This window comes from Serratia sp. FS14 (assembly GCF_000695995.1).
GTDB lineage: Bacteria > Pseudomonadota > Gammaproteobacteria > Enterobacterales > Enterobacteriaceae > Serratia > Serratia nematodiphila.
Genome location: NZ_CP005927.1, coordinates 3243966 through 3263416, shown reverse-complemented (window position 1 = coordinate 3263416; position 19451 = coordinate 3243966). Strand labels below are relative to the sequence as shown.

Sequence of the window (19451 nt, the reverse complement as noted above, 5' to 3'; positions counted from 1 at the left end):
TGGTAAAGCTTATAACATAAAAAAGGCTGGATGAATATCCAGCCTGAGCAATCATCGTTTCGCGTCAGCGCAAACGCCCGCGCGCCAGGTTCAGCCGCCCTTCGCTCATTCGCAGCACGTTCTGGCTGAGGTGGCAGTGGGTGATGGCGATGGCCAGGGCATCCGCGGCATCCGCCTGCGGGTTTGCCGAGAGTTTGAGCAGCGAGCGCACCATGTGCTGTACCTGCGCCTTTTCGGCCGCGCCGGTGCCGACCACGGTTTGTTTGACCTGCCGCGCCGCATACTCGAACACTTCCAGGTTCTGATTAACCGCCGCCACGATTGCGACGCCGCGCGCCTGGCCAAGCTTGAGCGCCGAATCCGGGTTCTTGGCCATAAACACCTGTTCGATGGCGAAGAAATCGGGCTGAAACTGGGTGATGATCTCGCTGACGCCGGCGTAAATCAGCTTCAGCCGCGTCGGCATGTCGTCCACCACCGTGCGGATGCAGCCGCTGGCGATATAGCTCAACTGACGCCCCTGCTGGCGGATAAGGCCATAGCCGGTGACGCGCGAGCCGGGATCGATACCGAGTATGATCGCCATATCTACATCCACCTTGCATGCACGGCGCCGCCGAACGGCGGCGCCCGTTTTACCGGATTACAGCGTCGCCGCCACTTCGTCGGAGATTTCACCGTTATGGTAAACTTCCTGCACGTCGTCGCAGTCTTCCAGCATATCGATCAGGCGCAACAGCTTAGGCGCGGTTTCCGCGTCCATGTCGGCCTTGGTCGATGGGATCATCGACACTTCCGCCGCTTCGGCTTCGAAGCCCGCCGCGGTCAGCGCGTCTTTCACCGCGCCCAGGCTTTCCCAGGCGGTGAACACGTCGATGGCGCCATCATCATAGGTCACGATGTCTTCCGCACCGGCTTCCAACGCCGCTTCCATTACGCTGTCTTCATCCAGGCCCGGTGCGTAGGTGATCACGCCCTTCTTGGTGAACAGATAAGCCACGGAACCGTCGGTGCCGAGGTTGCCGCCGCATTTGGTAAAGGCGTGGCGCACTTCCGCCACGGTGCGGTTGCGGTTGTCGCTCAGGCATTCGATCATGACGGCGGTGCCGCCAGGACCGTAGCCTTCATAGATGATGGTTTCCATATTGGTATCATCATCGCCGCCCACGCCGCGCGCGATTGCACGGTTCATGGTGTCGCGCGTCATGTTGTTCGACAGCGCCTTGTCCATCGCCGCGCGCAGACGCGGGTTGGAATCCGGATCGCCGCCGCCCAGCTTGGCGGCCGTGACCAGCTCACGAATAATCTTGGTGAAAATTTTACCGCGCTTGGCGTCCTGCGCCGCTTTACGGTGCTTTGTGTTGGCCCACTTACTATGACCTGCCATAAAAAATCTCCGAAAAAAACTACTGGACTGAATTGATCACGAACTCTTCAATCGCCTGCTGATTGCTCCACGACTTGGTCAACTTCACGGCCTCGGCCGCCTCAAGCCATTGGTAAGCGTGATGCTCGGTAATCACCGGATCGCGCTCCTCGGGCAACGCCAGACAGAACCAGTGCTCTTTATTGCGCGTGGTTCCCGGCGCATAGCGATGTCGCAAATGGACAAAGAGTTCAAACTCCACGCAGCGCTGGCAATCGAACAACGGCAGGTGCTCTGCTTCGATATCGATGCCGACTTCTTCCATGACTTCACGCCGCGCGGCATGCGGCGGCGACTCATCCTGCTCCAGACTGCCGGTGACCGACTGCCAGAACTCGGTATCGTCGCGCCGCTGTAACATCAGCACCCGACCACTGGATTTCGCGTAAATCACTACCAGGATAGATTCAGGGCGCTTATAACTCATCACTCGCTCTCTTGTTCCGCACCGGCTTTCTTTACCACGCTGATCGCCAGCTCCTGCAGCGACGCCGGGTTGGCGAAGCTCGGGGCGTCGGTCATCAGACAGGCCGCCGCGGTGGTTTTCGGGAAGGCGATCACGTCGCGGATATTGTCGGTGCCGGTCAGCAGCATCACCAGACGGTCCAGGCCGAAGGCCAGGCCGGCGTGCGGCGGCGTGCCGTACTTCAGCGCGTCCAGCAGGAAGCCGAACTTCTCGCGCTGTTCGTGTTCGTCGATGCCCAGAATGCTGAACACCGTCTGCTGCATTTCGCTGCGGTGAATACGCACCGAACCGCCGCCCACTTCGTAACCGTTGATCACCATGTCATAGGCGTTGGCGATGGCGTTGACCGGCGCGGCGGCCAGCTCTTCCGGGCTCATATCGCGCGGCGAGGTGAACGGGTGGTGCATCGCCGCCAGGCCGCCCTCTTCGTCTTCTTCGAACATCGGGAAGTCGATCACCCACAGCGGCGCCCAGCTGTCGAGTTGGGTCAGCCCCAGATCGCGACCCAGCTTCAGGCGCAGCGCGCCCATCGCATCGGTGACAATCTTGAAACTGTCGGCGCCGAAGAACAGGATGTCGCCGGTCTGCGCGTCGGTGCGCGCCAGGACGGCTTCCAGCACGTCCGCGCTGAGGAATTTGGCGATCGGGCTCTGCACGCCTTCCATGCCCGCGGCGCGGTCGTTGACCTTCAGCCAGGCCAGGCCTTTGGCGCCGTAGATGTTGACGAAAGCGCCGTACTCGTCGATCTGCTTGCGGGTCAGCTGTGCGCCGCCCGGTACGCGGATCGCCGCCACGCGGCCTTTGGCGTCATTGGCCGGGCCGGAGAACACTTTGAACTCGACGTCCTTGACCAGGTCAGCCACGTCCACCAGCTCCAGCGGGTTACGCAGGTCCGGCTTGTCGGAACCAAAGCGACGCATCGCTTCGGCGAAGGTCATGACCGGGAAATCGCCCAGATCCACGCCCTTCACGTCCAGCCACAGTTCGCGCGCCAGCTTCTCCATCACTTCACGCACCTGCTCGGCGGTCATGAAAGAGGTTTCGACGTCGATCTGGGTGAATTCAGGCTGACGGTCCGCACGCAGGTCTTCGTCGCGGAAGCATTTGACGATCTGGTAGTAACGATCGAAGCCGGACATCATCAGCAGCTGTTTAAACAGCTGCGGAGACTGCGGCAGCGCGTAGAATTTGCCCTTGTGCACGCGGCTCGGCACCAGGTAATCGCGGGCGCCTTCCGGCGTCGCTTTGGTCAGCATCGGCGTTTCGATGTCGAGGAAACCGTGGCTGTCCATAAAGCGACGTACGAAGCTGGTGATTTTGGCGCGGGTCTTCAGACGCTCGGCCATTTCCGGGCGACGCAGATCGAGGTAACGGTATTTCAGGCGCGCTTCTTCGCTGTTGACCTGGTTGGAGTCCAGCGGCAGCGGCTCGGAGCGGTTGATGATCTCGAGCGCGTGGGCGAACACTTCCACTTCGCCGGTGGCCATATCTTTATTGATCTGGCTGTCCGGACGCGCACGCACGGTGCCGACGATCTGGATGCAAAATTCATTGCGCAGGTCATAGGCCTTGTCGAACGCCACTTTCTCGTCCGGGTCGAAGAACACCTGCACGATGCCTTCACGGTCGCGCATATCAATAAAGATCAGGCCGCCCAGATCGCGACGACGATTGACCCAACCACACAGAGTGACTTCCTGGCCCACGTGGGACAGATTCAACTGCCCGCAATATTCAGTACGCATACGCTATCCTTTTACACAGCCGATGCCGCGCCGGGCTACTGCGCCCCTGTCGCGCGGCTGTTATCTGATAAATTCTACTTGTTGCCCGGTTTAAAATCCGTCGCATACCAGCCGGTGCCCTTAAGCTGGAAACCGGAAGATGAAATCAACTTGGTCAACGCGGGCTGCCCACACGCCGGGCAGTCTGCCAGCGGCGCATCGGAAAATTTTTGCAATTTCTCTAACCGATGGTTGCAAGCACCACATGCATATTCATAAATCGGCATAGGTCGTTGGATTAAAGAGTGTTGAAAAAAGGGAGTCATTATAAAGGAAATTCATCCGCCCGATAAGTGCGAACACAGCATTGTTACTGCACTAAATGGCGCGTTTTTGTTCGAATCAACACATCGGTTAACAAATTTCCCATTAACCTGCGACAGTTTTTTCACGTAGCCTGATTCTCCCCCGGTTTTGCGCCGAACGCAGCTCGCCCGACGCGCCGAACAGTTTTTATCCACTTCGCAACGAGATGAAATCCATGCTGAAACTTGACGCCCAAACCACCGCTCTGGTGCTGATCGATTTGCAAAACGGCATTCTGCCTTACGCCGGCGGCCCGCACGGCGCCGACCAGGTGGTGGCGAACGCCGCCCTGCTGGCCGCGCGTTTTCGCATGCTGGGCGCGCCGGTGCTGTTGGTGCGCGTCGGTTGGTCAGACTCCTTCGCCGAGGCGCTGAAACAACCGGTGGATAAACCAGCTCCCGCGCCCGCCGGCGGTTTGCCAGCCAGCTGGTGGGAATTCCCCGCGCCGCTGGCGGTCTGCGACAACGATATTCTGATCACCAAGCGCCAATGGGGCGCCTTCTACGGCACCGATCTGGACTTGCAGCTGCGCCGCCGCGGCATCAAATCCGTAGTCTTGGGCGGCATATCCACCAATATCGGCGTGGAGTCCACCGCCCGCGCCGCCTGGGAGCACGGCTATGAGCTGGTGATCGCCGAAGACGTCTGCAGCGCGCAGAACGCGGAAATGCACCGCTTCGCGTTCGAGCACATTTTCCCGCGTCTGGCACGGGTGCGCGACACCGGCGAAATTCTTGCCGCGCTCGAGCGGTAACGTTAAGTTGTAGCCTGATAAGCCAAGCACAAGTAAAGGAAGACGACGCCGTGATCTACATCGGACTGCCGCAGTGGCAACATTCAGCCTGGAACCGTATCGGGCTGCGTGATTTGGCGGATTACAGCCGCTACTTCAACTGCGTGGAAGGCAACACCACCTTCTACGCGCTGCCGAAGCTGGAAATCGTGCAGCGCTGGCGCGACATGACCGGCGACGATTTTCGCTTCTGCTTCAAATTCCCGTCGGACATCAGCCACAAGGCCGCCCTGCGCAACTGCGCCACCGAGCTACAGGCGTTTTACCACTGCCTGAGCCCGGTGCATCAGCGCATCGGCCAGTTGTGGCTGCAGCTGCCCGCCGCCTTCGGTCCCGATGAGCTGCCGCGCATGTGGCAGTTCTTCGAAAGCCTGCCGCAGGAATTCACTTACGGCATAGAAGTGCGCCATCCGGCGTTTTTCGCCAAGGGCGAGGAAGAGCGCGCGTTGAATCAGGGGTTACACCAGCGCGGCATCAATCGGGTGATCCTCGACAGCCGCCCGGTGCATCACGCCGCCCCCAATACCGCCGCCGTGCGCGATGCCCAGCAGAAAAAACCGAAGCTGCCGGTACACGCGCTGGTCACCGCCGACCAACCGTTGGTGCGCTTTATCGGCGGTGACCAACTGGCCGATAACCTGCGCTGGTTCGAAGCCTGGCAACAAAAACTGCCGCTGTGGCAGCAACAGCATCAGCCCTATCTGTTTATTCATACGCCGGACAACGGCGATTCGCCCCAGCAGGCGCAAAAAATTTGGCAGCAGTTGCGCCTGGCGATCCCTGATTTGCCTGCGCCGCCAGACTGGCCAGAACAAGATGCACTGTTTTGACCTATTAATCTGACCAATAACATCAAATATTTCCCCGCGACAGTGAATACAATGACGGCTATGATGCTGGCTGCCAGTTTTGGTTAGGGAACGGAGTTAAAAATGGTAAGCGCGCTTTATGTGGTGCTCGGCGCATTGTTGTTGATCAAACTCTCTTATGACGTAGTCAGATTAAGGATGCAGTACCGCGTAGCCTACGGCGACGGCGGTTTCTACGAATTGCAGACCGCCATACGCGTGCATGGCAACGCCGTTGAATACATTCCTATCGCTGCCGTATTGCTGGTGATCATGGAAATGAACGGCGCGGAAATCTGGATGATTCACCTCTGCGGCCTGATGCTTATGGCCGGGCGGCTGGTGCATTACTACGGTTTACGCAACCGCGAGGTTCGCTGGCGCCGTTCAGGCATGGCCGCGACCTATATCTCTTTGTTGTTGATGGTTCTGGCAAATATCTTCTATCTGCCTTGGGATCTGATTTTCAGCCTGCACTGATCCCGTTTTATCATCAGGCGGCCGCGCCGCCTGCTTCCGCTCCGCTTTTTTGCGCTTTTCTGTTAGACTACGCAGCTTCGAATTCTGAACTGATTTGCCGCTATGCCAAACCGCGATACTCTTTTCTCCGCCCCCATCGCCAAACTGGGCGACTGGACCTTCGACGAACGCGTCGCCGAAGTGTTCCCCGACATGATCCAACGCTCCGTTCCCGGCTATTCCAACATCATCTCGATGATCGGCATGCTGGCCGAACGTTTTGTGCAACCCGACAGCCGGGTGTATGACCTGGGCTGCTCACTGGGCGCGGCGACGCTGTCAATGCGGCGGAATATCAAGGTGCCCGGCTGCCATATCGTCGCCGTCGACAATTCGCCGGCGATGGTGGAACGCTGTCGCCGCCATATTGACGCCTTCCGCGCCGACACGCCGGTTGAGGTTATCGAAGCCGACATTCGCGACATCGACATCGAAGACGCCTCGATGGTGGTACTGAACTTTACGCTGCAGTTCCTCGAGCCGGCCGATCGCCTGCGCCTGCTGGAGAAAATCTATCGTGGCCTGCGCCCAGGCGGCGCGCTGGTGCTGTCGGAGAAGTTCAGCTTTGAAGACGCCGAAGTCGGCGAGCTGCTGTTCAACATGCACCACGATTTCAAACGCGCCAACGGATACAGCGAGCTGGAGATCAGCCAAAAACGCAGCATGCTGGAAAACGTGATGCTGACCGATTCGGTGGAGGCGCACAAGGCGCGTCTGCAACAGGCCGGATTCGAGCATGCTGAAGTGTGGTTCCAGTGCTTCAACTTCGGTTCGCTGATCGCCCTGAAAGCGGGGGATGCGCAATGATCGAATTCGGTGATTTCTATCAGCGCATTGCCAAGAGCCCCCTCAGCCACTGGCTGGATACGCTGCCCGCGCAGCTGAGCGCCTGGCAACGCGAATCGCTGCACGGCAAATTCAAGCAGTGGTTCAACTCGGTGGAGCATTTGCCGACGCTGACCCCCACCCGTCTCGATCTGCTGCACGGCATGCGCGCTGAGATGGAGCCTGGCCTGTCGCCGGGCCAGCGTGAAGGCGTCGAGAAAATGCTGCGCACCCTGATGCCGTGGCGTAAAGGGCCGTTCTCGCTGTATGGCATCGATATCGATACCGAATGGCATTCCGACTGGAAATGGGACCGCGTGCTGCCGCACATCTCCCCGTTGGCCGGACGCACCATTCTCGACGTCGGCTGCGGCAGCGGTTATCACCTGTGGCGCATGATCGGCGCCGGCGCACACTTTGCCGTAGGCATCGATCCGATGCAGCTGTTCCTGTGCCAGTTTGAAGCGGTGCGCAAACTGTTGGGCGGCGATCAGCGCGCCCATCTGCTGCCGCTCGGCATCGAGCAGTTGCCGGAACTGGCGGCGTTCGACACCGTGTTCTCGATGGGCGTCCTGTATCATCGCCGCTCGCCGCTCGATCATCTGTATCAGTTGAAAAATCAGCTGGTAGCTGAAGGCGAACTGGTGCTGGAAACGCTGGTGGTGGAAGGCGATCGCCACCAGGTGCTGGTGCCGGGCGACCGTTATGCGCAGATGCGCAACGTGTATTTCATTCCTTCCGCCGAAGCGCTGAAATGCTGGCTGGAGAAATGCGGCTTCGTTGACGTGAAAATCGCCGATATGTGCGTCACCAGCCTCGAAGAACAGCGCCGTACAGACTGGATGACCAGCGAGTCGCTGGCTGAATTCCTCGACCCGAACGACCGCAGCAAAACGGTTGAAGGCTATCCTGCGCCGCTGCGCGCCGTGTTGACCGCCAAAAAGCCCTAGCGCTTGCTAATTGGGCCGGCCTGCGCCGGCCTCAACTTACCCGTTGCCGGCATCGACAATCCGCAGCTCATACACCATCGTCGCGTTCGGCGGTATCTGCGGCGCATAGCCCGTTTCACCGTACGCCAACGCCGGCGGCACCACCATCGTCAGCGAGCCGTGATTTTTCAGATGGCCGATCGCCTCGCGGAACAGCGGCGGATAGGCAGAGAGCGGCTGTGACATCACCTTTCCACTGCGATCCATATCCTGGATCACGCTGCCGTCGGTCAAGCTCTCTTTCACCACGATGTCTACCCGCGCGTTTTCCGCAATGGTTTCATCCCCCATATAATCGATGCGATACCAGAAGCCGGAAGGCGATTTCTGCGTGCCCTTCTTCTTTTTGAACTCGGCAACAAACGCTTCGCCTTTGCTGGTTTGCGTCTTCGCCGCCTGGCTTCTGGCGTCGTTCACCGCTTTTTCCGACTCCGCCAATGCGCTGGCCAGCTGCGCATCGCTCAACTGGTAATGGCCGTTGAAGGTATCAATTACACCCGCCAGCAGCACAGTTTTATCGGGTGTGATACCCCAATTTTTACGCTCCGCCAGCATCGTTTGAATGTCGCGCCCCAGGGCGACGCCGGCAGCATAGCTCTGTTGTTCCGGCTTTTTCTTCAGCGTTTTCACCTCCGGCAACCATTTGGCCCGCGATCTCAGCCCGCTCAATTCGTCTTGCAAAGCTTGCTGAGCCTGATGGACGGCAGCCAGCTCCACCGCCGTTTTATCCGCCCGTTGCGTCGCTTCATCCCTCTTCTGCGCTGCCTGCACGCTTTCCGCCGTCACCGCCGCCAGACGTTGTTCCAGCGCTTTGGCCTGCACGGTTTGCGTTTTGTTTTTTTCCTGCAGTTGCGCCAACTGCCGCTGCAGTTCCTCCGTCGCTTTGGCGGCTTCTATCGCCTGCTTTGCCAGCGCCGCCTTCAGGCTGTTCTCTTGCTGCTCGGCCTGCTGGCGTTGGCCATCACGCTCTTTTTGCAGCGCTGCCAGTTGCTGCTGAAGTTCCCCCGTAGCTTTGGCGGTCTCGGTCTTTTGCTGCTCCAGCGCCATCTTCAGGTTTTTCTCCTGTTGTTCGGCCTGATGACGTTGAACACCCTGTTCTTTCTGCAGCTGTGCCAGCTGCCGCTGCAGTTCCCCCGTCAACTTGTCGGCTTCGGCCTGTTGCTGCGCCAGCGCTGTCTTCAGGCTTTTCTCTTGTTGCCCCTCCAGCTGACGTTGGACACCCTGTTCTTTCTGCAGTTGTGCCAGCTGCCGCTGCAGTTCCCCTGTCAACTTGGCGGCTTCGGCCTTCTGTCGTTCCAGCTCAGCGGCGGCCGCTTTTTTGTCCTGTTCATAACGCTGACGCGCTTTATCGTTGGCGGTTTGCGCCGCCGCCAGCTTCTCCTCCCAAACCTGCTGCCGAACGTTTTCCGCCGGTTTAGGCAAGGCCGCCAGCCGTTGTTCCAGCAAGGCAATGCGCCGATCTCGCTCCGCGGTTTGTTGCTTTTGCCGCGCTAACGCGGCTTGCGCTTCGGCGATCTGCGCCTGAGCCTTGTGCTCCTGCGGCGTCAGATTCAGCGCCTGTCGCACGCCACTGGCGAAGTCGCTCAAGGCGCTCAGATCGGGAGCAGGTGCCGGTTTATCGGCAGCCGTCAGGGATGACGCAACGCGCAGCGCGGTCAGCTCCTGCTGCAGTGATTGAATAGCGGCTTGCTGTTGTTCCAATCGAGTCTCTTTCTCACGCAGCGCCTTTTGCAACTGCGTCAGTTGCTTTCTCTGCGCAGCCGTTTCACGAATCTGAACCGGCCGGGACGCCGGCTTTTGGGTTTCCTGAGATGGGGTAACCACGGTATCAGCCGCCGGTGCGTCCTGCCGCTGATAACGCTCGGCAAACTGCAATAACGCCGGCACATCGTCATCCGCCGCGGCCACCGCCGGCGCAAACGCCAGCGGTATCATCAGGCTCAGTAATGCCTTTCTTGCACGAGGGGTCATTGGGCGCGTTCTCCGCGCTCAGCCAGGCCGGTCATCATGGCAGAACTGATGTCTGCGCAGAGGCGGCTGGTGCGATAACGATACAGCGCGTCGACGGTTTCCTGCGTGCCCGTGTTGACCCGCAGGCGTACCCCGGCATACTGCGCGGCGCCGCTCATCAAGGTATCGAACTCGCGTTTGAATTTCTGATATTTCTCGTTATCCATGCCGCGCATGGCATCCAGTTCGCGCTGGCACTGTTGCATGCGCTCGGCCTCACGCTGCCGCTTATCTTGCTCCGCAACTTCTTCTGCGCTGGGCGGCTTACTCAATGTAGAAACGGGCCGCTTGGCGGTCTGGCAGCCGGTCAGGGCCAACGTCAGTAAAAGCGCCGCGGTCCAACAGTGTGCCGTTCGGGTCATTATCATTATCTCCTTGTTAAGTCCGCCGCCAACGCGCTCTGCAATCGAGCTGACGGCTCTCCTCATTGATGCTGTGATGTTCCGGCCATCAGCCAAGCTGTGTTCGGACATGAAAATGCAGACGCAGCATTGAGAGGCATGGCGCCAATCATTTACTGCATCAATACATATCAAAAAATCATTTAATGTTATGATATTTAAAGGATTTTAACTCACAAACTTATCAGCAGGACATGACGATCGCAAGAAGATATGGGGGGTGGTCGACCGAGATACCACGTTGAAACGGGCGAATGGTCTTTACAAAACATAAAAAAAGCCCCGGCAAAACGCCGGGGCCTGACTTTACGCTGTATCAGCGTCCTACAAACCTTATCGACTGTTTCAATCGTCCCATCTGATTGACAATCATGTTGCCAACCAACAGGAGAAATTCCATGAGCAATATGATTAGTGTAAATAATATCAGTGAATTGCGTAATCTGACGCCAGTTACAGATGACCAGATTGTCTTTTTAGTTTCTCACGCCGCCGGACGTTTCGCCGGCGGCGGAGAATTCTATTATGCGAAAACGGATACAACCAGTGCGGATAATAACGGCACCGTGGTGGTTACATCGGGAGGAGCCCGCTGGAAACGACTGGAGCAGAAACTTAGTTTCGATCACTTCGGCGCCGATCCCAGTGGTGCCTCCGCCTCGGATGCAGCAATCAGCGCGACATTAAACTATGCCGCGAGTTTAAAAAACAAAGTGGTCTATGCTTCGGAAAATGCTCAATATCTGCTGACCAGTGCTCAACCTATCAACGTCGCTAGCGGCGTCACTGTGAGAGGCTCCCGTCGCGGTATTGCTCAAGGTCCTGCAAGCCTCACAAGCAATGGTCCTAATCGGGCAGGCCTTGCGGACGACAGTGCTTTCATTATCAAAAAACCCGCGGGTACGGTTTGTTTCGCCTGCGATAAGAATGTTGTCTTTGATGGTTGGTCGTTCCTCTACCCGGATCAAAAATATACTGCCACCCAGCCGGAGACATTCGTTCAATACGGTGCCACCATTACCGCAGGTGGCGCTCTGTCAGTCGCCAACTGCCGTTATGTAGGCGCCTATGACTTTGTTGAAGCTCGAGGAGAAGCCAACAACTTTGAGAATATCTACGGTTGGGCAGTCCGCTGCGACTACAGGGTTTATGAAAGCAGGGACATCAACAGATTTACCAATGTTCACGTCAATGCCAATGTCGTGCGTCCGACAGAAAACGCAGTTACTGCCTCTATCGCCGTAGCCGGTTCTTGTGCTTTCAATTTCGATCGCCACGACAATACGTTTATGGTGAATGTATTCTCTTATGGCAAAAAGATCTTTATCAAAACCACAACACAAGGAACTTCCTATTTAGGCGGTCTCAGCCTAAGCAATTTCATGGCAGACAGAAATGGTACCGGCATCGATATCGACTCAGATTCCTCCGCCAATATTCAAATCGCCAACGGTTCCTACATCAATGATTATGGTGATGCCGTTGGGGGATTCCTGGTATTAAGAAAATCCACCAGCCAATCTAATATCACCCCAGTTCAAATCAGTAATGTTAACTTCGCTACCGCCAATGGGCCCAAGGGCACACTGTCGCCCCAGGCTATTCGCTTCGAAGCTAACGCTGGGTATCAACTCTCATTCAGCAACACCGTTATGCCAATGTGGACAAACGGCAGTCTGAACAATGAAGCTGGTTACAACATTCTCAGAGGCACACTGGGCATTGCACAGCGCAGTTATCAGCTGCATGAGGCCCCGCTAAATTATTTGACGAACAGCAATCTGATCGCCATCGGTGCTGACAATCAGCCTACAGGCTGGTTTATCGACGGGAAACTGACGGTAGACAGCAATCTTCTGACAGCCACTGGCGACAACCCGGCCTACAAAGGTTTGGGTCAACGTATTCATCGGAGCATGGGACCGAGGACATTCTGGGCCATCGCATCCTCTATCGGCGATCAATCTACCGCGCAAGCTTCGACTGGCATTTGGGCCCGCTCGTTCAACGATAACTATACCGACACTGTCGAGAGCAATCAGGCTATTCCCTGGATACGCATCGGCAACCTTTACTACGCGCGTTTTGTCATGAACAACAATCGCACTATCCACGATATCTTGGTCAATCCCGGCAGTGGCAATAATACGGTGCGCATTTTAGCCTGCGGCATTAGCCCGGGTGAAATCTTCGACTTCTCGCCTGACACGTTGCAATAGTCTCTCGCGGCATAAAAAAAGCCCCGGCAAAACGCCGGGGCCTGGTACTTGCGTGATCGCCGAGGGCTTCAGTGACACGCAAAGGGGTCTTACGGCCCGGAAACCGGTTGTCAAACGCGGCTAACTGCGTGCTTATGCGCTTTGCGCCAGAGGATCAACCAAGGCCAGCGCGTTTTTCATCGCCTCCACCATTTCGCCATCCACGCAATAATGGCTAAATTCGTCAAACTCGTTATCGGAGCACATGGTGACGCCCGCCTTGCGATAACGCATGGTCGACGGCACCAGATGGCCGGAAGAGCTGTGCAGTTCATGCAGGCCGATATCGACAAACTTGTGCAGATTGCTGAGGCGCACGCCGGCACCCGCCATGATCACCGGACCCTGGCTGGCCTGGCGCAAATCGCGCAGCAACGGCAGGCCAAGTTCGGCGCTCTGCTGCTGGCCGGAGGTCAGAATGCGCGCCACACCCAGTTCGGTCAGTTGCTCCAGCGCCACCATCGGGTTCTGGCACATGTCGAACGCGCGATGGAAGGTCACCGCCATGCCCTCGCACAGCCTCATCACTTCGCGCATGCGCGGCAGATCGATGTGCCCTTCGTCGTCCAGCATGCCAACCACCACGCCGGGGAACCCCATCTCGCGAATTTGGCGGATATCTTGTTTGATCACTTCGAAATCCACCGCGCCGTAGCAGAAATCGCCACCGCGCGGGCGAACGATCGGATGCACCGGGATCGCAACCCGCTCACGCGCCAGACGCAGCGTGCCATAGCTCGGCGTCAATCCCCCTTCGCTCTGGCTGGCGCACAACTCGATGCGATCGGCGCCCGCCCGTTCGGCCGTCAGCGCACAGTCGACGCTAAAGCAACAAACTTCCAGTTTTATCATTGTCACCCCCAGATAACGGCCAACATACGGCGGCAATTGTTCATTTCTTCATTTCTCACGTAGGCTCATGCTTAGGCATAAACCGGCTCAGGGTTATCACTATGGCATTCAATTTTGATCAATGGGTAGACCGCAGTCACAGTGACAGCGTTAAGTGGGATAAATATCGCGGCAGCGACATCATCCCGCTTTGGGTCGCCGACAGCGATTTCACCTCACCGCCGGCGGTGATCGAAGCCTTGCAGCGCCGCGTAGCACACGGCGTATTCGGCTACACCCACCCATCCCCTGATCTTATTGAGGTTTTTACCCGCCGCATGGTAGAGCGCTATGATTGGCACATCAAGCCTGAATGGATCATTTTCCTGCCTGGCCTGGTGTGTGGCCTGAACCTGTGCGTGCGGGCCTGCACCGAAGAACATCAGAGCACGCTGGCCCCCTCGCTCATTTATCCGCCGTTTCGCAAAGCGGCCAAATTCGCCGGGCGTAAACACCTTCCGGTATCGCTAACAGCGGTCAGCCAGCGTTGGGGACTGGATTTTTCCTCGATGCATGATCAGCTCAACGGCAACGAAAAACTCCTGTTGCTGTGCAACCCGCAGAACCCCGGTGGCACCGTGTATCGCCGAGAGGAGTTGTTGCAGCACCATCAGTTCGCTCGCGAACACGATTTAATCGTCTGTTCGGATGAAATCCACTGCGAACTGCTGCTTGAGCCCGGCGCGCGGCATATCCCCTTCGCCACCCTGAATGAAGACGCGGCCCAACGCAGCGTGACGCTGATGTCACCGTCAAAGACGTTTAATCTCGCCGGGCTCGGCGCCTCAATGGCGATCGTTCCCAACGAAGCATTGCGACAAAAGCTGAAACGCGCACGCAGCGGCATCGTGCCGGAGGTCAATCTGTTGGCGCTGGTGGCGGCGCAGGCGGCTTATCAATACGGACAACCCTGGCTGGATGAGCAGTTGATTTATCTGCGCGCCAATCGCGATCGGCTGACAAAACGTATCAACGCCATGCCGGGATTGACGTTGCTGCCCGTCGAGGCCACCTACCTGGCCTGGATAGACTGCAGCGCGCTGCCGGTAGATAACCCGCATCAGTTCTTCGAACGTGCGGGCGTTGGGTTAAGCGCCGGCCTGGACTTCGGCGATCGGCGCTTTGTACGGCTTAACTTTGGTTGCCGATGGGCTCTGCTCGATGAAGCGCTCGATCGCATGGCGCGCGCCTGTGCGGCGCTGCCTGGCTAACCTTGTTCGCTGGCGACGATGTCTCGAATGGAATACGGATGAAACTTGATCGTAACCGTTCCGTCGGTGATGGCCAGCGTCGGGTTCGGTAGCCGCTCGCCCTCGCCTTTTGGCGAGCTTTGCTTCAGCTTGATCCCCGGCACCAACAATGCCTCATCGGCAAGGTGGCTCAACGCCCGAACGTACAGCGTCTGAGGATCGCCACTGAGCACTAATTCGACGTGTTCCCAGCCTTCGTGCGGATAGCGTTTCTCCCCAGGATACGGCAGCTCGATGCAGTCTATCCGCCACGGCCCTACGGCCAGCGGCTGAGACAAATCGAACAGACAGATAGGCCGCCCGTTGATCATCGATTCGGATAGCAGTGTCCCGCACTGCATCAGCCCCTGGCGCCAACGTTCGGCGGTGGCATTCTGGTGACAGCGCAAAGAGATGTGATCGGCGGTGAACGCGGCCAGATCAAGCCGCAATTTGGCGGCAAATTGATGCAGCGCCTGCTCGAAACGCGGCAAATCGAGCTTCAGATCGTCAAGCTCGGCAATGGCCTGCAAGGGAGTGGTCATAGAAACCTCAAAACAACGGAGCGCAAAGTTAAACGCGGTAATTTACACGGTGGCGGCAGCGCTCGCCACCGTTACGACGTTTTTCGGCGGCAGTTCAGAATGATTTTTGGTTGCGGACGGGTAGAATGAAAAAACCAGTCCCTTATTAAGATGACTGCTTATTAAAACAACAGAAAAATAAAAATAAGATTTTTCGCAAGCCATTATACCTTTTCTTCATGACGCTATGATTTAAGTTATTTTGCACAAAACTCTCTGCAGCCCATTGGTCAACTCGATTGAATAGTCTGGTTTAATCAAACCTGATCCACTTATCGAAACCACATAAAACCATAAGCATAACCTATTGTAAAAGAAGGAAATAAACCCCATTAATTGATGGGAATCTAAGGATTATCTTAATTTTCCCCCGGGCAATTGATTCACCAAGACAACTCAGCTACTTTGGAGGAAATTTAAATTCGAGATGATCATTATGTTATTGCTGACGATATCCTTGGTGTTGATAATTATCGCCGTATACGCCATCTACCGTCATTTCAAATCACGCAGCGCCAACACGCTGGATGCCGGTCGCCGAAATAAAAAGCGCTAGCTTCGCAACTCTCCCCTTCGTACATTCTGTTCAGATCATTCTGCTTTCACCTTCCGGCAATCAACGCGCCGCCCTCGACAACTGTTTCATCGCAGCGGCCGCGCCAACTGCTGACGGGCTCCGTCAGATCGGTTACAATTACAGGCTGTTTTGTGGCGGTCGCCCATCGCGCCCGCCACCGTTGAATCCCGCAGGGGCTGGCTTCAGCCCCTCGTTCGTCATTAAGGTAACCCGGTGAATATTCAGGTTCTTCTTTCAGATAAAGTCAGCCAGGCGCTGATCGCCGCTGGCGCGCCAGCCGATTGCGAAGCGCAGGTCCGCCCTTCCGCCAAGGCGCAGTTTGGTGATTACCAAGCCAACGGCGTGATGTCAGTCGCCAAAAAGCTGGGCATGCCGCCCCGTCAGCTGGCGGAAAAAGTGGTGCAACTGCTGGATCTCGGCGACGTCGCCGGTAAAGTGGAAATCGCCGGTCCCGGCTTTATCAACATTTTCCTGAACAGCGATTGGGTCGCCCGCCAGGCCGATCAGGTGCTGAACGCACCGAAGCTGGGCATTGCGCCGGTTGAGCCCCAAACCATCGTTATCGACTACTCCGCACCGAACGTGGCGAAAGAGATGCACGTCGGCCACCTGCGCTCCACCATCATCGGCGACGCCGCGGCGCGTACCCAGGAGTTTTTGGGCCATAAAGTGATTCGCGCCAACCACGTCGGTGACTGGGGCACTCAGTTCGGCATGTTGATTGCCTATCTGGAAAAAATGCAGAACGAAAACGCCAGCGACATGGGCCTGTCCGATTTGGAACAGTTCTATCGCGAAGCCAAGAAACACTACGACGAAGACGCCGAGTTCGCCGAGCGCGCGCGCGCTTACGTCGTGAAGCTGCAGGGCGGCGATCAGTACTGCCTGAAAATGTGGCGCAAGCTGGTCGACATCACCATGGCGCAAAACCAGCTGACCTATAACCGACTGAACGTCACGCTGACCGAAGACGACGTGATGGGTGAAAGCCTGTATAACGCGATGCTGCCGGGCATCGTCGCCGATCTGAAAGCCAAAGGGCTGGCGGTGGAAAGCGAAGGCGCCACCGTGGTGTTCCTCGACGAATACCAGAACAAGGACGGCGACCCGATGGGCGTCATCATCCAGAAAAAGGATGGCGGCTACCTCTACACCACCACCGATATCGCCTGCGCCAAGTATCGCTACGAAACTCTGGGCGCCAACCGCGTTCTGTATTACATCGACTCCCGCCAGCATCAGCACCTGATGCAGGCCTGGACCATCGTGCGCAAAGCCGGTTACGTGCCGGAGTCCGTCTCGCTGGAACACCACATGTTCGGCATGATGCTGGGCAAAGACGGCAAGCCGTTCAAAACCCGCTCGGGCGGCACGGTGAAGCTCTCCGATCTGCTGGATGAAGCCATCGAACGCGCCGAACAGCTGATCGCCGGCAAAAACCCGGATATGCCGCAAGACGAAATGAAGACCGTGGCCCGCGTGGTCGGCATCGGCGCGGTGAAATACGCCGATCTGTCGAAAAGCCGCACCACCGACTATGTCTTCGACTGGGACAACATGCTGGCCTTCGAGGGCAATACCGCGCCTTATATGCAATACGCCTATACCCGTGTGGCATCGGTATTCAAGCGCGCCGGGATCGACGAAAGCAGCCTGACACTGCCGCTGACGCTGACCGAAGAGCGTGAGATTGCGCTGGCTACCCGCCTGCTGCAGTTCGAAGAGGTGCTCACCACCGTCGCACGTGAAGGCACGCCTCACGTCATGTGCAGCTACCTGTATGATCTGGCCGGCTTGTTCTCCGGCTTCTACGAGCACTGCCAGATCCTGAACGCCGACAGCGAAGAAACCCGTCAGAGCCGCCTGAAGCTGGCGCTGCTGACCGCTAAAACGCTGAAAACCGGCCTGGATACGCTGGGCATCGAAACCGTCGAACGTATGTAAACCGCACCGCGCGGAAAGTAAAAAGGTCGCCAAGGCGACCTTTTTTTGTTCTTGCATTCGGCTCAGGCGACGCGGCGCGCAAAATCACGCGGGCGGAAGCCCAACCCGGCCAGCACGCCAAAGTAGGCCACCACACCGGCCACCACCACCGCCGCCAAACGCAGCAAACGTTCCAGCATATTGCCCTGATCCCAGGCCGGCATCAGCCACATCACGCCAATCAGCACCGCAGACATCGCCAGCACGGCGATCACCAGCTTAGTGAGGAACAGCGCCCAACCCGGCTGTGGCTGGAAGATCTTCTGCTTGCGCAGCTGCCAATACAGCAGCGAGGCGTTCAGGCAAGCCGCCAAGCCGATCGACAGCGCCAGGCCGGCATGCTTCAGCGGACCAATAAACGCCAGGTTCATCACCTGCGTCATGAGCAGCGTGATGATAGCGATCTTGACCGGCGTTTTGATGTCCTGCCGCGAATAGAAGCCCGGCGCCAGCACTTTAACCACGATCAGCCCCATCAGCCCTACCGAGTAAGCCACCAGCGCGCGTTGCGTCATCGCCGCGTCAAAGGCGCTGAACTTGCCGTACTGGAACAGCGAGACGGTCAACGGTTTGGCCAAAATGCCCAGCGCGATGGCGCTCGGCAGCGCCAGCAGGAAACACAGGCGCAGCCCCCAATCCATCAGGCGCGAATATTCATCGTGGTTGCCGCTCGAGAAGCTTTTGGCCAGCGACGGCAGCAGGATGGTACCCAATGCTACGCCCAACACGCCGGAAGGAAATTCCATCAGGCGGTCGGCGTAGTACATCCAGGACACCGAGCCGGATACCAGGAACGATGCGAAGATAGTATTGATGATCAGCGAGATTTGGCTGACCGACACCCCAAGGATCGCCGGCCCCATCTGACGCATTACCCGCCAGACTCCGGCATCGCCCAATTTGATGCGCGGCAGCACCAGCATGCCGATCTTGCGCAGGTGCGGCAGCTGGTAGCCCAATTGCAGCACGCCGCCCACTACCACCGCCCACGCCAGCGCCAGCACCGGCGGGTGGAAATACGGCGCGGCGAACAGCGCAAAGCCAATCATGCTGACGTTAAGCAGCGTTGGCGCAAAGGCCGGGATCGAGAAGCGGTTCCAGGTATTGAGGATCGCCCCCACCAGCGACGCCAGCGAGATCAACAGAATATAGGGGAATGTGATGCGCAGCAGCGCCGACGTCAGGGCAAACTTGTCGGGCGTATCGGTAAAGCCCGGCGCGGTGAGATAGATAACCCAGGGCGCGGCCAACATCCCCAGCACCGTCACCACCGCCAGCACCAGCGTCAGCAGCCCGGAGACATAGGCGATAAAAGTGCGTGTCGCCTCGTCGCCCTGCTGGCTTTTGTATTCGGCCAGGATCGGCACGAAGGCCTGCGAAAATGCCCCTTCGGCAAAGATACGGCGTAACAGATTCGGGAGTTTGAACGCCACGAAGAAGGCGTCCGTTGCCATGCCGGCCCCGAACACCCGCGCGACGATCGCATCGCGGGCAAAGCCCAACACCCGCGAAAACATCGTCATCGAGCTGACGGCAGCCAAGGATTTGAGTAGGTTCATGTG

General features: G+C 57.7%; 18 protein-coding genes. 8 read left to right on the top strand and 10 right to left on the bottom strand.

Going from position 1 to position 19451, the window contains the following annotated elements; translation table 11 throughout:
* Positions 1 to 64: 64 nt before the first annotated feature.
* The 5 genes from ruvC to L085_RS24770 all read right to left on the bottom strand — a co-directional run bounded on the left by ruvC (position 65) and on the right by L085_RS24770 (position 3903).
* Positions 65 to 586 (bottom strand): crossover junction endodeoxyribonuclease RuvC, encoded by a 522-nt coding sequence (ruvC, locus tag L085_RS14770; RefSeq protein WP_004932367.1) that lies wholly within the window; start codon positions 584 to 586, stop codon positions 65 to 67.
* Positions 587 to 643: 57 nt separating this feature from the next.
* Complete coding sequence (locus L085_RS14765; RefSeq protein WP_004932370.1) at positions 644 to 1387, bottom strand: YebC/PmpR family DNA-binding transcriptional regulator; 744 nt, start codon at positions 1385 to 1387, stop codon at positions 644 to 646.
* A 19-nt stretch (positions 1388 to 1406) separates the two neighbouring features.
* Positions 1407 to 1853: a dihydroneopterin triphosphate diphosphatase gene (gene nudB, locus L085_RS14760; RefSeq protein ID WP_004932373.1), complete on the bottom strand. Its 447-nt coding sequence runs from the start codon at positions 1851 to 1853 to the stop codon at positions 1407 to 1409.
* Positions 1853 to 3637: an aspartate--tRNA ligase gene (gene aspS, locus L085_RS14755; protein WP_044031072.1), complete on the bottom strand. Its 1785-nt coding sequence runs from the start codon at positions 3635 to 3637 to the stop codon at positions 1853 to 1855. Before aspS ends, nudB begins: the two co-directional genes overlap by 1 nt.
* 74 nt (positions 3638 to 3711) lie before the next feature.
* Positions 3712 to 3903, bottom strand: coding sequence for a zinc ribbon domain-containing protein (locus L085_RS24770; RefSeq protein WP_033632845.1), 192 nt, complete (start codon positions 3901 to 3903; stop codon positions 3712 to 3714).
* Positions 3904 to 4157: 254 nt separating this feature from the next.
* On the opposite strand from L085_RS24770, the gene L085_RS14745 reads away from it, so the two are divergent.
* From L085_RS14745 to cmoB, 5 genes are all read left to right on the top strand, one after another.
* Complete coding sequence (locus L085_RS14745; protein ID WP_044031071.1) at positions 4158 to 4736, top strand: hydrolase; 579 nt, start codon at positions 4158 to 4160, stop codon at positions 4734 to 4736.
* 53 nt (positions 4737 to 4789) lie between these two features.
* Positions 4790 to 5605, top strand: a complete 816-nt coding sequence (locus L085_RS14740) for a DUF72 domain-containing protein (protein ID WP_144240723.1) — start codon at positions 4790 to 4792, stop codon at positions 5603 to 5605.
* Between the two features lie 102 nt (positions 5606 to 5707).
* Positions 5708 to 6103 (top strand): MAPEG family protein, encoded by a 396-nt coding sequence (locus tag L085_RS14735; RefSeq protein WP_004932387.1) that lies wholly within the window; start codon positions 5708 to 5710, stop codon positions 6101 to 6103.
* Between the two features lie 102 nt (positions 6104 to 6205).
* Positions 6206 to 6949: a carboxy-S-adenosyl-L-methionine synthase CmoA gene (gene cmoA, locus L085_RS14730; protein ID WP_015378133.1), complete on the top strand. Its 744-nt coding sequence runs from the start codon at positions 6206 to 6208 to the stop codon at positions 6947 to 6949.
* Positions 6946 to 7917, top strand: a complete 972-nt coding sequence (gene cmoB, locus L085_RS14725; protein WP_044031069.1) for a tRNA 5-methoxyuridine(34)/uridine 5-oxyacetic acid(34) synthase CmoB — start codon at positions 6946 to 6948, stop codon at positions 7915 to 7917. Before cmoA ends, cmoB begins: the two co-directional genes overlap by 4 nt.
* Positions 7918 to 7953: 36 nt before the next feature.
* Here the strand turns inward: cmoB and L085_RS14720 are convergent, their stop codons facing one another.
* On the bottom strand, positions 7954 to 9927 hold the full coding sequence (locus L085_RS14720) for an FKBP-type peptidyl-prolyl cis-trans isomerase N-terminal domain-containing protein (protein ID WP_044031068.1): 1974 nt from the start codon (positions 9925 to 9927) through the stop codon (positions 7954 to 7956).
* Positions 9924 to 10328 (bottom strand): hypothetical protein, encoded by a 405-nt coding sequence (locus L085_RS14715; protein WP_044031067.1) that lies wholly within the window; start codon positions 10326 to 10328, stop codon positions 9924 to 9926. Before L085_RS14715 ends, L085_RS14720 begins: the two co-directional genes overlap by 4 nt.
* 437 nt (positions 10329 to 10765) lie before the next feature.
* On the opposite strand from L085_RS14715, the gene L085_RS14710 reads away from it, so the two are divergent.
* Positions 10766 to 12586, top strand: coding sequence for a hypothetical protein (locus L085_RS14710; protein ID WP_044031066.1), 1821 nt, complete (start codon positions 10766 to 10768; stop codon positions 12584 to 12586).
* Positions 12587 to 12718: 132 nt separating this feature from the next.
* Here L085_RS14710 and cutC read toward each other — a convergent pair whose 3' ends face one another.
* Complete coding sequence (gene cutC / locus L085_RS14705; protein WP_015378138.1) at positions 12719 to 13477, bottom strand: copper homeostasis protein CutC; 759 nt, start codon at positions 13475 to 13477, stop codon at positions 12719 to 12721.
* Positions 13478 to 13578: 101 nt separating this feature from the next.
* Here cutC and L085_RS14700 point away from each other — a divergent pair, with 101 nt between their 5' ends.
* Positions 13579 to 14727, top strand: a complete 1149-nt coding sequence (locus L085_RS14700; protein ID WP_044031065.1) for a PatB family C-S lyase — start codon at positions 13579 to 13581, stop codon at positions 14725 to 14727.
* On the opposite strand, the gene L085_RS14695 is transcribed toward L085_RS14700, so the two are convergent.
* On the bottom strand, positions 14724 to 15290 hold the full coding sequence (locus L085_RS14695; protein WP_044031064.1) for a VOC family protein: 567 nt from the start codon (positions 15288 to 15290) through the stop codon (positions 14724 to 14726). The genes L085_RS14700 and L085_RS14695 overlap by 4 nt on opposite strands.
* A gap of 829 nt (positions 15291 to 16119) precedes the next feature.
* Here L085_RS14695 and argS point away from each other — a divergent pair.
* Positions 16120 to 17850 (top strand): arginine--tRNA ligase, encoded by a 1731-nt coding sequence (gene argS, locus L085_RS14690; protein WP_015378141.1) that lies wholly within the window; start codon positions 16120 to 16122, stop codon positions 17848 to 17850.
* Between the two features lie 62 nt (positions 17851 to 17912).
* Here the strand turns inward: argS and murJ are convergent, their stop codons facing one another.
* The gene (gene murJ, locus L085_RS14685; RefSeq protein WP_044031063.1) at positions 17913 to 19448 is read right to left on the bottom strand and encodes a murein biosynthesis integral membrane protein MurJ; all 1536 of its coding nucleotides are present in this window, start codon (positions 19446 to 19448) and stop codon (positions 17913 to 17915) included.
* Positions 19449 to 19451 lie beyond the last annotated feature (3 nt).

What these genes read in the sequence shown, in the direction of transcription:
- ruvC (WP_004932367.1), bottom strand. Translation starts at nt 586, where the DNA reads ATGGCGATCATACTCGGTATCGATCCCGGCTCGCGCGTCACCGGCTAT.
- L085_RS14765 (WP_004932370.1), bottom strand. Translation starts at nt 1,387, where the DNA reads ATGGCAGGTCATAGTAAGTGGGCCAACACAAAGCACCGTAAAGCGGCG.
- nudB (WP_004932373.1), bottom strand. Translation starts at nt 1,853, where the DNA reads ATGAGTTATAAGCGCCCTGAATCTATCCTGGTAGTGATTTACGCGAAA.
- aspS (WP_044031072.1), bottom strand. Translation starts at nt 3,637, where the DNA reads ATGCGTACTGAATATTGCGGGCAGTTGAATCTGTCCCACGTGGGCCAG.
- L085_RS24770 (WP_033632845.1), bottom strand. Translation starts at nt 3,903, where the DNA reads ATGCCGATTTATGAATATGCATGTGGTGCTTGCAACCATCGGTTAGAG.
- L085_RS14745 (WP_044031071.1), top strand. Translation starts at nt 4,158, where the DNA reads ATGCTGAAACTTGACGCCCAAACCACCGCTCTGGTGCTGATCGATTTG.
- L085_RS14735 (WP_004932387.1), top strand. Translation starts at nt 5,708, where the DNA reads ATGGTAAGCGCGCTTTATGTGGTGCTCGGCGCATTGTTGTTGATCAAA.
- cmoA (WP_015378133.1), top strand. Translation starts at nt 6,206, where the DNA reads ATGCCAAACCGCGATACTCTTTTCTCCGCCCCCATCGCCAAACTGGGC.
- cmoB (WP_044031069.1), top strand. Translation starts at nt 6,946, where the DNA reads ATGATCGAATTCGGTGATTTCTATCAGCGCATTGCCAAGAGCCCCCTC.
- L085_RS14720 (WP_044031068.1), bottom strand. Translation starts at nt 9,927, where the DNA reads ATGACCCCTCGTGCAAGAAAGGCATTACTGAGCCTGATGATACCGCTG.
- L085_RS14715 (WP_044031067.1), bottom strand. Translation starts at nt 10,328, where the DNA reads ATGACCCGAACGGCACACTGTTGGACCGCGGCGCTTTTACTGACGTTG.
- L085_RS14710 (WP_044031066.1), top strand. Translation starts at nt 10,766, where the DNA reads ATGAGCAATATGATTAGTGTAAATAATATCAGTGAATTGCGTAATCTG.
- cutC (WP_015378138.1), bottom strand. Translation starts at nt 13,477, where the DNA reads ATGATAAAACTGGAAGTTTGTTGCTTTAGCGTCGACTGTGCGCTGACG.
- L085_RS14700 (WP_044031065.1), top strand. Translation starts at nt 13,579, where the DNA reads ATGGCATTCAATTTTGATCAATGGGTAGACCGCAGTCACAGTGACAGC.
- L085_RS14695 (WP_044031064.1), bottom strand. Translation starts at nt 15,290, where the DNA reads ATGACCACTCCCTTGCAGGCCATTGCCGAGCTTGACGATCTGAAGCTC.
- murJ (WP_044031063.1), bottom strand. Translation starts at nt 19,448, where the DNA reads ATGAACCTACTCAAATCCTTGGCTGCCGTCAGCTCGATGACGATGTTT.